Source organism: Nitrosomonas marina, from assembly GCF_900111605.1.
GTDB lineage: Bacteria > Pseudomonadota > Gammaproteobacteria > Burkholderiales > Nitrosomonadaceae > Nitrosomonas > Nitrosomonas marina_A.
This window is the reverse complement of record NZ_FOIA01000032.1, coordinates 1-13,492: the sequence shown is the minus strand read 5'-3', so window position 1 is coordinate 13,492 and position 13,492 is coordinate 1. Positions and strand designations below refer to the sequence as shown.

Here is a 13,492-nt window from a genome sequence, read left to right as displayed (position 1 = left end):
AATTCAACCTGGCACCACCACATTGGCCACATCTGTAATATTGGCCAGGTTAAGCACTGACATAGCCTCCTTCAGTGCCTTTGAATAAGTATAAGGAATGTTATAATTGTTGCCTTCAATGACTGTCAAATCCACACCCACTGTAGCCCGAGTGGGATTCAGGATGGTATTAAATTCTGTCTCACGGATACTGATTCGGTTAAGATTCACAGGCAATATCCGTGTATAACCCCAGATAAACAACACGATAGGGGGCTTTTCTTTATTCGTAAAACTAAACCCCTCTTCGAATCCGGAAAGTACATTGGCAATCAGGCTTTCGCTCTTAGGCAGGGTCATCATTTCGAGTGTCGACAACTGCGGTAGGATACCGAAGGTGCCGGCAATCACATTACCTTCATTCATATCATCAGTAGCATCTAGACGAATATCAAAACTGATCGATTCCTCACTAAACTCTGCAGTTTGGGCATTTTGTACACCCATCAAGTGATCTTTTTCTGGAAAATTACGCTGATGCAGTGACCTGAGACTGCGACTGGACGAAGAACATGCACTTGTATTGGTTGTGGACGAGGTAGAACCATTTTGCGTGGTTTGTTGCTGCTCAGTTGTTTCTACTCGTTCTTCTCTGTCATTACCTGACAAGCCACCAAACTGCACACCCCGACTGCGAGTCAATTCTTCAGGATTAAACTGGAAGACTACGAACAGGGGCGGGATACTGATCCCATACTCGACAAACGCACCTTTCAGTATTTTGGGCCTACCGCTAAATCCGCTCATTATTCTTCACCCTTAATTTAAAATACTATTCTCGTTCCACGACTTGCCAATTTTCTGGAACTCATCTCTTGCACTTAACAACATATGTTTCATAGCTATTGCACTGTTTTCATCCGAGGCATGAAACGCGGCGTTAAGTACAATATTTTTTATATTCCCACCAGAGAGCTTTAATCGATTGGCAAGTAAATCGAAATCTATATCTTCGGAGACTGGAGCCAAGTCAGGTATTGATTTACACCAGATCTGTTTTCGACTTTCCTGATCTGGGAATGGAAACTCCACTATAAAGCGTATACGTCGAATAAAGGCGTCATCCATATTGCCCCTCAAGTTGGTAGCCAAGATTACAATACCGTCATATTCTTCCATTTTCTGCAACAAGAAACTAACCTCGAGATTCGCGTAACGATCATGGGCGTCGGAAACCTCCGTACGTTTACCAAATAACGCATCACACTCATCGAAAAACAGTACTGCATTACTGGTTTCGGCTTCAGTAAATACCTTATCCAGGTTTTTTTCAGTCTCACCGATATATTTACTAATCACATTAGATAAGTCGATCTTGTAAAGATCCAGTTTGAGTTCCGCAGCAATAACCTGTGCGGCCATGGTCTTACCTGTACCCGGACTACCACAGAACAAAACACTCAAGCCACGCCCATAACGTAACTTGTTGTCAAATCCCCAATCGTGAAAAACTTTATATTTGTTGGTTACCTGCTTACATATTGTCTTCAAAATGGATTTTGTGTCATTAGGCAAAACGATATCAACCCAAGCGTATCCTGGTGGAATCATTGTAGCCAATTGAACCAAACCTTTACTGGAATGTGACTTACACTTGTTGATCAGTTCCTGATTGGAAACCTGTTTTGTTGAACTTAGCGAATAGATGATCTGTTTAATGGCCAAAGGTGATAAGATGAATTTTTCGGCCAAAGTCTTGATAATCGACGCATCATGCAGGATAGTTCTGGTTTTAGTCACATAATAATCCCACAGTACCTTGCTCTCGTTCACTGTAGGCAAAGAAAGCTTGATATTTCTCACATTAACAAAAGTGTTGCCGGTTAAAGCCGTATTATCACTACAACTATCTGAAAAATAGACCCAGCTGTATTGACTAATTTTATTGAAAATAATCGTTATCTTATCCTTGGCATCCTCATTAACATTAGTAATATTTCTGAAATAGATGGGGATCTGAAACAGGATACTTTCAACGATCACTGAATTGATACACACCCTCAACTCATTCTGATCTAATTTATATAACAAGGACATATCAACAAACAACAAAGCGTCAACGTCCTGCTGCAAGGCACACAATATCAGAGTCTTTTTTCCATAACCATGTCCACCAATAAGGTGAATAACAGTTGGTTCAATATCAGTACTACCGTCAGCATGCTTTTGCAGAATATCTCGTATATCCTGCAACGGCCGGGAATGTATCTGCACTGCATTTTTTACATTTTTAACTGAAATTATATTCACATAAGGTTCTATTCTGTCGCCCACAATATTCACATCCAGTACATAATCCAGGATTCGTTTGTTGATTTGGATAAACAATGATAGATTACTGGATCCTGAAGGGCTATACACGTCATCAATCACCTGAACCAGATCAAATTTAATAAGGCTTGAATCATGGTTCAGCAATTTTCGCGCCTGCCAACGGTCAGCTTCGGAGACACAACAAACTTGCAACACCAAGTCCAAGCTAGGCCTTTTTCGGGTGATATCATCCTGTAGATAGGCGTAAATTTTGTCATAACGGCGTCGTAATTCCGGAGCGAGGCATATTAATATGACCTGATATTCCAGCCAAGTCATGTTGAACAGCTTGGATAAATTAATTAATGGTAAAAACACCCCGGATGTCAGACTTTGTTGAACTGCACTATCTATTCTGTCTTCAATCTCCTGCAGGTCAGCATAAAGCCGATTTAGGGTTTCATCCCCCTCTTTTTCAACACCTGGCTGTTCCGACATTAGCCAGTTCACTTCCTCATTGGATATATAGTTCGGTGATGTATAGGTCCGCTTACCATTTGAGAATTTTTTTATATTGAACTCATATACTCTAATTTCCAGCATTTTATCCAAACGCATGAGTTCATCACGCAAATGTTCAAAAATATCCTGGTATGCCGGAACCAGTAAAGCTTGATATTCTGGCTGTTCAGTCTTCATGCTGTTACCTCAAACAAAAAGGTAGTGCGATATAAATGAGAGACATCCACCCGGACCTGGTGGAAGCCCTGAATCATGTCGCTGGGTACGGTAACATCAAAACTGTTACTAGATATGACCTGCTGATCGGCAATTCGCCGCCCCCCAATAGTGACATAAGCAGCCAACCCATCAATATTTTCACCACTAAATGTGATAGTCGTACTCACAGGACCACTCTGTGGCGCCATTGCATTAATTGAAGGTGCAATGAATTCAGGAGTGACAGTAGGGATACCCAAGGTGGCTACCCGGGTCGGGATATCACGTGTCGTAGCCGGTGACTGATCCAGCTGTACCACGGAAACTTCATAAGGTACGGTTAAGCGATAAGGCTCACTGAACGTTGTCCAGATCTTGCTAATCTCATCGATATCCGTTGTTTTTAGCATAATCTTTACCTGCTCCCGTGCATCGTTGAGACCACTTACCAGATAGGAACCCGGTATAATTGGAAACTCATTCATGACACGCATTGCCTCACCCAATACCTCATGTGCGCTGGTATTTCCTGTCTGTTGGTCGTTTTGCGCATAGGCCGTCATTAAATAATGTAAATTCAGACTCAACGGAGCTGCCGTAATTTGCTCACTGTTTGTTCGTGAAACCTCCCATTCCTTGTTTTTTAAGTAAGTATTTTCCTCCACTTTATAGAGAAACAGATTAATTCTTCTGTTACCCTGCGCATTCTCATCCGGCGCCAGTACGGTGACATCCACGCTAGGCGTACTTTGCATTTCTCCTTCGAGCAGGTTAACCAGTGACTCGCCCACCATTCCAATTGCACTTGAATCACTCATTACTTGTAAATCCTTATCCTGCTATTTCCTAAGCGACATCGTTGCAGATAGTTATTTGTAGCCAAACTGTGGCTTTTTAACGGGTTTTTGATAGTCTTGGTTTTCACCTGACGGGTCAGTTTTTTAACAATATTTTCGTTTTTTTTAGCTTTATCTATCTTTTGTACCGAGGGCTTTTGATATATTAAATATTTTATATCCGCTAGACGGATATCACTTGTCTCATCTACAAATGGCTGACGAGTATTTTTTCCGTTAATCACAGGTTTACTATTGCTGGCCGAATATGAATGGATAGATTTATCGGCTTGATAGGACTTATCCTGGCGTTCTGGAGCTGAACGATTTATTTGCGTGCCAACTCGATCACGTTCAACATGTAGAACCGATTCTACAAACTCAGGCTTTAAGTTTTGGCTATAGACACTTTTGACATACTCCTTAGTCGTTTCACCGGGAATTGATATATTCCTAAGCTTCTGACTACTTGCATTATGACTTGCTGAATTTACCTTATCATGTCGCTGTATTTGCTCACTTGTTTCATCGCTGTCGCCAAAATTGTATTCTTCCAACAGCCTCCCCAGTTGCCTTAGCAATTGACTGGGCATCTGTCCCTGCTGCACATTTTTATTGACATCATGAACCATCGTCCTATCAGGGCTTGCACTATTATCGTTAGCGAGACGGACAGGTTTTCTCTCACCTGAGTTCCTATTTATTTTACTTAACGCATCCTCTTTGGTAGATTCCGGAATGCTGGCTTTATTGCCTGCATTCAAATAGCTTTCTGTATTTAATCTTGTACTTTGATTCTGGTGAATGATGGCAAACTGTTGCTGAGGTTCTTTGGCCACACAACCTGCAATTTCCCTGGCGGTTAATGCTGTTGGATGTTGAAATCCTGCTGGGGATTGAACCGGCTTATTGTCATTGCGACCAGTAGCAAATGAAAGTGTTTCCCATAAAAAATTATTGTTAGATTGGAAATATCCCGTGTTAATAGGTGGTGAACTCAATCGAGTGTCATAGTTATAATATGACAAATATTTAAAGTTGCCTATAAGATGATATGCTCCACTTTTGTGACCCATTTTGCCACCACCTACCCGTCCCAGTAATCGCCAGGCTTTGGTGCGGTAATGAAATGGTCGTACCGCCCCCTGAGCAACAGATGCCAGATAACTCGAACCCCTACGATGATTCCTAACGGACCGTATCATTTATTGCCTCTATTTCATCGGCAAGTACATCTATATAGCGACGACGACGCTCTCGTGGCATACTCATGATTTCACTTTCACTCCAGTGATAATGAAACGCTAAGTAATGAACCTCGCGATACAAGAGCTTGATATTGGTCTTTACCTCACCAAAGAAAAAGTCCTGTAACTCAAATGGCGCAATGAATGATCGTTTACACTCAGGGCAATCCACTTCCATGGTCAAATCAATGTTCGGAGCCCTTTCCTCCATACTGGTTTCAATTCCCAGTCTGATATCCGCATGCAGGGACTGAATATCCTCCAACTTCGGGGAAGGGATTCCATCGATTTGCACAATGCATCGCTGTAACAACAAAGTAGTCACATCTGCCTCACTAGTTTGCGGTAAAGAAGCGATGATTTCCTGATCAGCCCCGTTAGGTAACCGAAACATTACTCTATGGGAAGCTATCTCTGCTTCATATACGGACACGATGTCGTCCAAGCGGGTGATTGGAATACTTGATATATCAAAATCAACATCAATGTTTTTCCTGCAATTTGGCCAGGGACAGAGCAACGTGGATTCAACCCTATCACCAAATGTCACGCGCCTTAACATGAGCAGGATAAATTCCCGATCCGCCACCAGTAGCGCTCTTGCCACATCAAGTGGAACTGGTTGTATTTCACCGATGCGGGCTACGCAACGTGTTATCAGCTCGGATACCAGTTGGGCGCTAGGAGACTGATTTCCGGTAAGCAGTTCCTCCTCACGACCAGACAGTGGGAACAACATGACTTCCTTCTGTATTTTCCCATTGGCATCAAGGTATCCACCTGGTAATGTATAAGTTTGCATCTCCATTTACTTGACACCAAAATGGTTATCTATCAGGTTTCAGTAGGTTCCGTGACACTCAAATCTCTTTCCCACCCTTCATTCTCCAGCTTCAAAGTCTGGATAGCTACTGCATTGGCACTGGCATCCAATTCCGGCAAAGCTTGATATTCTGATACCCAGCAGCGATGTACGATATACGACATAACCACCTGGCCAGCCAGATTAAATACATCAATAGTGATATTGTCCTTTCGAAAGTTTTTCAGTGACATACCTGGATCACCATCCTTGAAATTGTTCACCAGGTTGGCCCAATCCTCAAATGCTGTATCGTGGGTCACGCCTGCTTCCAGTGTAATCGACTCATACTTGGTCGTGCCAGGCAATTTGCGACCATGCGAAGGGTCACCTCCTTCGCGCCAGTCCACCACATCCGTGGTTTTCTTGAGCGCACTGCACTTACTTAAACCGGCCACATACTCATTATCCCATTTCACTTTAAATTTAAAATTCCTATATGGATCTTCACGGTGTGAATTTACAGAAAACTTTGCCATTGTTTGATTCCTTTATATATAGTTAGCTAACTTGATTATCCCGCCTGACCAGCTTTTTGACTTAGCAATACCACAGCAAACTCCGCCGGTTTCAATGGCGCAAAACCTACCCGGATATTGACAATACCTGCATCGATATCGGCCTGCGTGGTTGTTTCGCTGTCTACCTTAACAAAGAATGCCTCCGAAGGCGTTGCACCCTGGAATGCACCACGACGAAAGAGCGTCATCATGAAAGCAGTAATATTCAAACGTAGCTGGGACCACAAGCCAACGTCGTTGGGTTCAAATACGGCCCATTGAATTCCGTTATAAATACTTACGCGTATTAAAATCGCCATACGACGGACAGGAACAAAGTTCCATGATGCGTCACTGGTTATCGTCCTGGCACCCCAGATCACTCGTCCTGCGGCAGGGAATTCCCGGATCACATTCACATGATATGGCGTTGGATTTAACAAACCCTGTTGCACATTGGTCAGGTTAACAGTAACACCGTTGGCTCCGGCAACACCCGCAGAGGTACCCGCAGGTGCCTTCCATACACCACGTTTAGCATCAGTTTTAGCATACAACCCCGCAACAAAGCCTGATGGTGGAACGACGATTGGCTCTGAACCACCTAAGGGATCATTCATTCTCAACCAAGGCCAATACATGGCTCCATATGAATTCTTGGGAGAGATACCACCCACAAAAGCCTGTGCTTCGCCAACCTCGTCATAGATTTCAGGCAAATCACCGATAAAAAAGCAATCGCTCAGATTTCGATTTTCACAATAGTTCATAGCATCACCAACCAAAGAAGGGGAAGACACTCCGGGTATAGTAATAATACTAACATCGTCTTTATTATCTAAACGATTTAAAGCATCGATATAAGGTTGGTCGTTGGCTAAAGCTGGACCATCCGAACCGCGTGTGACACTAGCTACCGGGTTTGTGCCTCCAACATCGGCATGATCACCTAAAAGATAACGCGGTAGTGCACTAGTATTGTTAATCGGACGTAAAACCGCCGCACCGATAGTTTCCATACCCCCGTTTAATCTACCTAAACGCAGATAACCGGTAATATCTCTCGCCCGATCCGATGGTTCGGCCACCACGACCGATGAGAAAGGGGTGTTTGAACCTGATCGCAAAGTTATAATCCCACTTGACTCAACTGCACTAAAGTTGTCATAAGCCGCATCGGGTGTAGTTGAATGGTTTTTGCTAAGCAGGTCACGCACAATGTGCTGCAATGCCGTTACTACATTGGCTGCAGTACTTAAGTCCGTCACAGTTCCATCAGTTACCGCAACATTAAGATCAATATCCTGAAAACCATCATTATCAATATTGATTCGCATTTGCACTTCATTCACAGGATCGTCGACAGGCAGATTAGCAGCACCTGCAGCCACACTAGTTCCAATTGCGTCGACACCAGTTGAATTGCTATTGGCAAGCACAGTAACACTGATGTAGTTTGAGTTACTAATAACATTAGTAATATAGTTACTCGCCGTACTCAGCATGTTTATATTTTCAAATGTTTCCACAGGCCGATTACTGCCTTCTTCATAAACATTGAGATTAAACTCATTCGCAGGATCGCTAGTCCCGGCAGTAATTTCGATTTCCAGTGCGTTACCCCAAATGCCAGGACTGGCAGCCTCAATCGTGATGGTCGACTGAGCATTTGAGCCGCGATCCATGAGTGTCATACTCGCATTGGCCGGATTATTAGTATTGGTCGGATCACTACCGACTACTCGCACGATATAAGCGACAGAACCACCGTTATTAAAATACTGGAATACTGAATGCGCTAAGAAAGAATCAGCACGGTATGCTCCATACAATTTTTCAAAATCACTGAAACTAAAAATACGCACTGCTTCATCAATCGGCCCTTTAGTTGCAATGCCAACAAAAGCCGCAGTTGATGTACTAGCTATAGTAATAGGACGAGAACTGCTAGGCACTTCTCGAACATATACCCCAGGATAAGTTGGTGTTACCATGTTGATCCTCCGTTCGAACTAGCTCAGTTTATGTTGCTGAAACAAATTACTCCTTAGCCGTCTCCTTAGCTTTTTTCTCAACAAAGGCCGACTTTGCGCTTACCTTACTACTTAACCTGGTCTCTGTTTTAGAATCAGTACACCTAATTAACTTTTTGTCAAGCATTTTCTTTATCATCGGATTGACTTTTAGGTCTGTCTCATTGACTTCACAGCAATAATCAGGCGCCATGTGAATCGCTTTACCACTATTGCAGATAATCGTCAGTGGACGTCGTGAAATGTTTTGAATAGTATGTTTCATGTCAGCGCTCTCTTTGAAGTTAATCAATTTACGCGATAATTATACTTAAAAACCCTACAGCAAATGATGGAATTAAAAACTATTTAATTCAAAAACACAAACTTTTATCTGTGAGATCAGCACCTCCCGCTAATTCGAACAATATTTGCTGCAAAATCAAGTTGATGAATTTTTTGCGAAATTTATATTTTGAGACAAAGCAAAACCATCTGACTCAAGTCAGTTTTCAAAATTGGCTACTTTTCCCTAGAAAACGCTCTTCGAACATACTTCGTCCCGAACAGTAAAGTAGTTTCTCACTGTTGCAATCCATTGTTTCAATATTTCATTATTAAATTATTCCAATTTTTCATCTTTTTAACAATACGTGTTAATACGTATATGCACTGTTTTAAGATAATGATATCTTTCAAATATTATTAAATTTGATTTCGACGCCTTACGTTTCATTCCTATGTAAGGTGCAATACACAATACCTGTTGCTAACAAAATATTCAAAGTATTTATATTTCATGTCTGCTATTCAGAAGATTTTTTTGAAGAGAGGGCTAAAATGACGATTGAAGCAGATTGCAAAAAAATTCAGTTATCCGTTACAGAACGCCAAGCAATAGCAGAAAAAAAAGCGACTTGCCCATTCATAGCAGCTGCAGTAGCGACCGATGATCTTCCCGTTCGCAATAGCATAACCGAGCCGCTGGCAAGTGTTGATGATGTTACACATCTTGGTAATTCAGGCGGTGGTGATTTAGGTGAGATTCTAGAAATTTTCGCAAAAGGGAACCACGTACGTTTCTTCGATGATTCTGGAAAACCGAGTGCGCTTTTACCCGCTGGACATTTTAGTTTGGATTTTCCAGGTTCACAAGGCTCACATCCAGGACATAGTAGTATTTTTTAAGGCAATCCTGCAAAAAGGGATTAGGAAGATTCAGTCAAAGTGACTTTGATCGATTGGTTAACTATGCAACGGACGGCTTTATCAAACATCCGACGTGGCCGCATTTATTGCTGAAAACTTAGCCAGAGACCCTGACTCGAAAGTCGATAGTAAAGAAGCTGCAAAATTGGTGCTTCAAGATATAAGTGATTTGCACACACAAGGTGGAGATTTTATAAAAGAGAAAATAAAAAGCTTTTTTACAAATGAGTACAGTACCGAACAGTCTGATCAAAAAGGAGAATTCGCTGAAGCGCTGACAAAAGTTGCAGGAGAGAATAATCTGGTGGTGTCTGCCGGAGAATTTGGACTACTGTTTGCATTTTTTGCTAATAAACCTGATGCAAAGACTATAGACTCGCAACCAGTACTGTCGGTTGCGGATTTAACATTGATGTTCAAAGATAAAAAAACTTCCGCAGGGTTAGGATGCCTGGGAAAAAACAAAATTTGACTGGATTAATAACACTACCCATCTTTTAGTCTCTGCTGCTAAAGCATTTGACGATATCAAAGATGGTGATTCATAAGAAGATAATGTTTTACTATGGAAAGCATGTATGACCTGAAAATTGCTCGCTCTTTCCTTTCTTGGTCTGTTGCTGAAAATTATAAATTTAAGTTAGTGTTGCACAAGTTTAACAACCGGTATTTGATCTAACATGCTTAGACTCATGATCTACAAAACTAACTGTATACCATATCATTTTAAGGGTGATAAACAGTTGGCAAGAGGTTGAATTATAAAATGTTAAAGGACAGTGAGAAATAAGCATCCTTTTCTAGCTTCCGCCCTTTTCTCTCTTTTCCTGTTGTAATATTTTTGGTATGAGCCTAGCATGATCATGCAGTTTGAAAATAGCTTTTCTAACGAGTAAAGGAGAAGGATTATGGAACTCTTTAAAGTTAAAATGCATTTTGATCAACATAGAGCACTATTATTACTAGCAATTTTTTTCATCTTTTTCGTTAGTACTGGCTGTACGCGGAATGAATCACAGCCATTTGGGGCAGATCGTTTGATACCACCCGATAATTCACACTCAACATTTACTCAAAAAGTAACCTCTGAGGAAAAAATACGTGTGTTAGAGGTGGCAGAATATCTCAGATGTACACACCCACTGGGCTGCAGCTGTAGTCTTGATAGTGTACAAGCCTCGTGTAGTTTTGTTTTTGCCTGTATTGATGCAGGACTATGCGAATGTGAAAGTGGCTGCGAAAACATTGGCGATTAGTGATGTAGTGGAATGGACGCCCCCCCAAACGGCATCTAATGTGCCAAAGTAGTGGTGTATTAGCCACCAACAAAGAGAGGAGCGTCCGACATGAAGATTACAACATTGCTAAAATGCGAATTAAGAGCTAAACAGTAGCCAGTTCATTAATTCTACTTTGTCAGATTAGAAGGCCTTCTCTGCGGCAATGATTTATTGTATAGTAACACTTTGTTTAATAACTATTAATCACGATCATGTCGTGAAAATACTAAACGGTCACTCCAGTTTGCCCTTCAGGGGCTTCCAGAAGTGCTTAGCGCGCATTTATCGTCATTTTCATCATTTTTCGTGTCCTCGACACGTGATGCGACAACAACGTTTTACGGCTATTTGCGAGGGTTGTTTCAGTCAGAACGAGCGAATATGCTGCGCATGGGAGAGGTCAACGAAGTTAATCATCAGGCTATGCAGCATATGCTAACATCAGGAGCGATAGACTGGAATGGTTTTGGCGAACAGATCGCGTATGAAACGGATGCGCTGCTGGGTTGCCCTGCTGCTGTTTTAATTATTGATGAAAGTGCTTTTGCGAAGAAAGGAAAATCATCGGCGGGCGTTTCCTGGCAATGGATTGGTCATCTTGGCAAGGTAGACAATTGTCAGGTTGGCGTTTTTGCCAGCTTGTGCCAAAACAGCATTGCCAGTTTGATTGATGCGCGCCTGTATTTGCCGGAACATTGGGTGAGTGATTCGGATCGTTGCAAGAAAGCGGCAATACCTGAGGCATGCCAGCATTATCAAAGCAAATGCAAGATTGCATTATCGATGATCGAAACAGCCAAACAGCGCGGCGTACGTTTTGGTTATGTCGGTATTGATGGCGGTTATGGCAAGGATCCTGCTTTCCTGCGTGGTGTTGATAAACTTGGCTGCACATTTGTCGCTGATGTTCACTGTCGGCAGATGATTTATCTTGAAGACCCAATGCCGAGTATTCCTGCCAGGAATGGCCGTGGCAGGCAACCGAAACACCTGAAAGCACAATCTGAGGCGATACGTGTTGATCAATGGGCATCTGAGCAGCCGGATACTGTATGGCGGCGCATTAAACTGCGTGAAGGTGAGAAAGGTATGCTGGAAGCGGAATATCTTCATGCATTTGTATGGGTATGGGATCGCAGCGAGAAACAAGCGCATCGCTGGCACTTGCTGGCCAGACGGGAGACCGGCGCTAACGAAATATCGCATTATTGCTTATCCAACGCGTCACTTGAAACGCCGTTACAGGAACTGGCGCAAGTACAAGCACAGCGATTCTTCATTGAACATAGTTTTCATGAAGCGAAAAGCGAGTGCGGCATGGCCCGATTATCAAGTACGCCGGTGGGGTGCATGGCATCATCACATGGCGCTGGTCATGTTGGCAACGCTGTTCTTGGTCAAGCAAAAGATGCTTGGGCGCAAGCAATGGCCGATGTTATCCTTCAATGACCTGGTGACCGCATTAGCGCACATGATGCCGCAAAGACAACTTACCACCGAGGATCTGGCTGATATTATTCATAAGCGACACCGACGACGGCTCAGCGCTAAAAAGTCTTCTGCTAGGCAAAAAGTGGCTTTTGAGTAATCTGACAAAGTAGAATTAAACTAAAAACCGCAAATCCCGACATCAAACAATCGATCAATGAGAATCCTTTGCCGTTTCCATTGTCTTCTATTCTTTCAAAACAGGCACGAACTTCTTTGATTAAACCGGGCGCACTTAAATGCTTGTGAAAGGAGGATGTTGACATGGCGCTCACCTATCACTTTAATTTATACTCCTATGATACTTTAATTTAGAAAAAAGTTTACGAAAAATTATTTTTAAAGGCCGCTGAATGCCTTTATTTTCCTTGTCTTGGATTGTGAGCGGGAATGGCTGTACAACGACTAGGTTTTAATGACGTATCACAACAACTTATTTCACACGTATTACAAAGCTAGATTTGTTGTCAAGTCGAATTTGTTTTACACAAGAGCTGTTGATCTACTAGTCTCGACAGGTGAACTCACCCTGCCGTGTATAGATATCTATTGGATCACACCACCGAATCCATCAAACTGATAAATTTGCTAAGCAAACCTCAAATGCCAAGCGATAGCAGTCCTCATTGTCACGTCGCTCACTAAATATGAATCGTGGTAATCCTGATTTATCAAAGAAAGTTGCTATGATTTTATTAAAATCTGGTGATGGCGTGCTCTGAATTAGGCTTGAATCAATGGTACTTTCAAAAATGCATATTCCGGCCCAACCTGAACAGCTATTCTGGCCCAACGTGAACAAGTATTCTGGTTGAACGTGAACAGCCATTCCGGCTGAAGCTGAACATTTTTGCTGATTTTCCGGAATTGGCGTTCAACATGCCGGAATCGCTGTTCAACATGACCGGAATTTTTTCAACGCATTGTTTTTAATTTAGTTTGCTAAGCTGCCTGCCTTTTGGGGGGCAGACATTGGCAGCCAAGAGGATAACAATGCGCAATATCAGAGAAGTTTTACGCTTGCGACTGGGCGCCAGGTTGAAATA

Annotated in this window: 12 protein-coding genes; 3 read left to right on the top strand and 9 right to left on the bottom strand. The window is 42.4% G+C overall.

Annotated features, from left to right (window positions below; translation table 11 throughout):
* Nucleotides 1–3 precede the first annotated feature (3 nt).
* From BMY62_RS13065 to BMY62_RS13030, 8 genes are all read right to left on the bottom strand, one after another.
* A complete protein-coding gene (locus tag BMY62_RS13065; RefSeq protein ID WP_090660811.1) occupies nt 4–786 on the bottom strand; it encodes a hypothetical protein in 783 nt (260 codons plus the stop codon).
* 12 nt (nt 787–798) lie between these two features.
* Entirely contained in the window at nt 799–2,991 is a 2,193-nt protein-coding gene (locus BMY62_RS13060; RefSeq protein WP_090660808.1) for an ATP-binding protein, read from the bottom strand.
* Nucleotides 2,988–3,830, bottom strand: a complete 843-nt coding sequence (locus BMY62_RS13055; protein WP_090660805.1) for a Pvc16 family protein — start codon at nt 3,828–3,830, stop codon at nt 2,988–2,990. The genes BMY62_RS13060 and BMY62_RS13055 overlap by 4 nt, the downstream gene beginning before the upstream one ends.
* Nucleotides 3,830–4,924, bottom strand: a complete 1,095-nt coding sequence (locus tag BMY62_RS13050) for a hypothetical protein (protein WP_143058817.1) — start codon at nt 4,922–4,924, stop codon at nt 3,830–3,832. Before BMY62_RS13050 ends, BMY62_RS13055 begins: the two co-directional genes overlap by 1 nt.
* 112 nt (nt 4,925–5,036) lie before the next feature.
* Nucleotides 5,037–5,903, bottom strand: a complete 867-nt coding sequence (locus BMY62_RS13045; RefSeq protein WP_090660799.1) for a T4 family baseplate hub assembly chaperone — start codon at nt 5,901–5,903, stop codon at nt 5,037–5,039.
* A gap of 26 nt (nt 5,904–5,929) precedes the next feature.
* Nucleotides 5,930–6,436, bottom strand: coding sequence for a phage tail protein (locus tag BMY62_RS13040; protein WP_090660796.1), 507 nt, complete (start codon nt 6,434–6,436; stop codon nt 5,930–5,932).
* A gap of 35 nt (nt 6,437–6,471) precedes the next feature.
* Nucleotides 6,472–8,451 carry a phage tail sheath subtilisin-like domain-containing protein gene (locus BMY62_RS13035; protein ID WP_090660794.1) on the bottom strand — a complete coding sequence of 660 codons (1,980 nt, stop codon included), beginning with the start codon at nt 8,449–8,451 and terminating at the stop codon, nt 6,472–6,474.
* A 46-nt stretch (nt 8,452–8,497) separates the two neighbouring features.
* On the bottom strand, nt 8,498–8,755 hold the full coding sequence (locus BMY62_RS13030) for a hypothetical protein (protein WP_090660792.1): 258 nt from the start codon (nt 8,753–8,755) through the stop codon (nt 8,498–8,500).
* Nucleotides 8,756–9,309: 554 nt separating this feature from the next.
* Between BMY62_RS13030 and BMY62_RS13025 the strand changes: the two genes are divergently transcribed.
* From BMY62_RS13025 to BMY62_RS13010, 3 genes are all read left to right on the top strand, one after another.
* A complete protein-coding gene (locus tag BMY62_RS13025; protein ID WP_090660789.1) occupies nt 9,310–9,657 on the top strand; it encodes a hypothetical protein in 348 nt (115 codons plus the stop codon).
* 94 nt (nt 9,658–9,751) lie between these two features.
* On the top strand, nt 9,752–10,150 hold the full coding sequence (locus tag BMY62_RS13020) for a hypothetical protein (RefSeq protein WP_090660786.1): 399 nt from the start codon (nt 9,752–9,754) through the stop codon (nt 10,148–10,150).
* A gap of 1,114 nt (nt 10,151–11,264) precedes the next feature.
* A complete protein-coding gene (locus BMY62_RS13010; protein ID WP_177170390.1) occupies nt 11,265–12,407 on the top strand; it encodes an IS701 family transposase in 1,143 nt (380 codons plus the stop codon).
* Nucleotides 12,408–12,520: 113 nt separating this feature from the next.
* Here the strand turns inward: BMY62_RS13010 and BMY62_RS13005 are convergent, their stop codons facing one another.
* Nucleotides 12,521–12,712: a hypothetical protein gene (locus tag BMY62_RS13005; RefSeq protein ID WP_090660778.1), complete on the bottom strand. Its 192-nt coding sequence runs from the start codon at nt 12,710–12,712 to the stop codon at nt 12,521–12,523.
* Nucleotides 12,713–13,492 lie beyond the last annotated feature (780 nt).

What these genes read in the sequence shown, in the direction of transcription:
- BMY62_RS13025 (WP_090660789.1), top strand. Translation starts at nt 9,310, where the DNA reads ATGACGATTGAAGCAGATTGCAAAAAAATTCAGTTATCCGTTACAGAA.
- BMY62_RS13035 (WP_090660794.1), bottom strand. Translation starts at nt 8,451, where the DNA reads ATGGTAACACCAACTTATCCTGGGGTATATGTTCGAGAAGTGCCTAGC.
- BMY62_RS13040 (WP_090660796.1), bottom strand. Translation starts at nt 6,436, where the DNA reads ATGGCAAAGTTTTCTGTAAATTCACACCGTGAAGATCCATATAGGAAT.
- BMY62_RS13060 (WP_090660808.1), bottom strand. Translation starts at nt 2,991, where the DNA reads ATGAAGACTGAACAGCCAGAATATCAAGCTTTACTGGTTCCGGCATAC.
- BMY62_RS13045 (WP_090660799.1), bottom strand. Translation starts at nt 5,903, where the DNA reads ATGGAGATGCAAACTTATACATTACCAGGTGGATACCTTGATGCCAAT.
- BMY62_RS13055 (WP_090660805.1), bottom strand. Translation starts at nt 3,830, where the DNA reads ATGAGTGATTCAAGTGCAATTGGAATGGTGGGCGAGTCACTGGTTAAC.
- BMY62_RS13065 (WP_090660811.1), bottom strand. Translation starts at nt 786, where the DNA reads ATGAGCGGATTTAGCGGTAGGCCCAAAATACTGAAAGGTGCGTTTGTC.
- BMY62_RS13050 (WP_143058817.1), bottom strand. Translation starts at nt 4,924, where the DNA reads ATGGGTCACAAAAGTGGAGCATATCATCTTATAGGCAACTTTAAATAT.
- BMY62_RS13005 (WP_090660778.1), bottom strand. Translation starts at nt 12,712, where the DNA reads ATGTCAACATCCTCCTTTCACAAGCATTTAAGTGCGCCCGGTTTAATC.
- BMY62_RS13030 (WP_090660792.1), bottom strand. Translation starts at nt 8,755, where the DNA reads ATGAAACATACTATTCAAAACATTTCACGACGTCCACTGACGATTATC.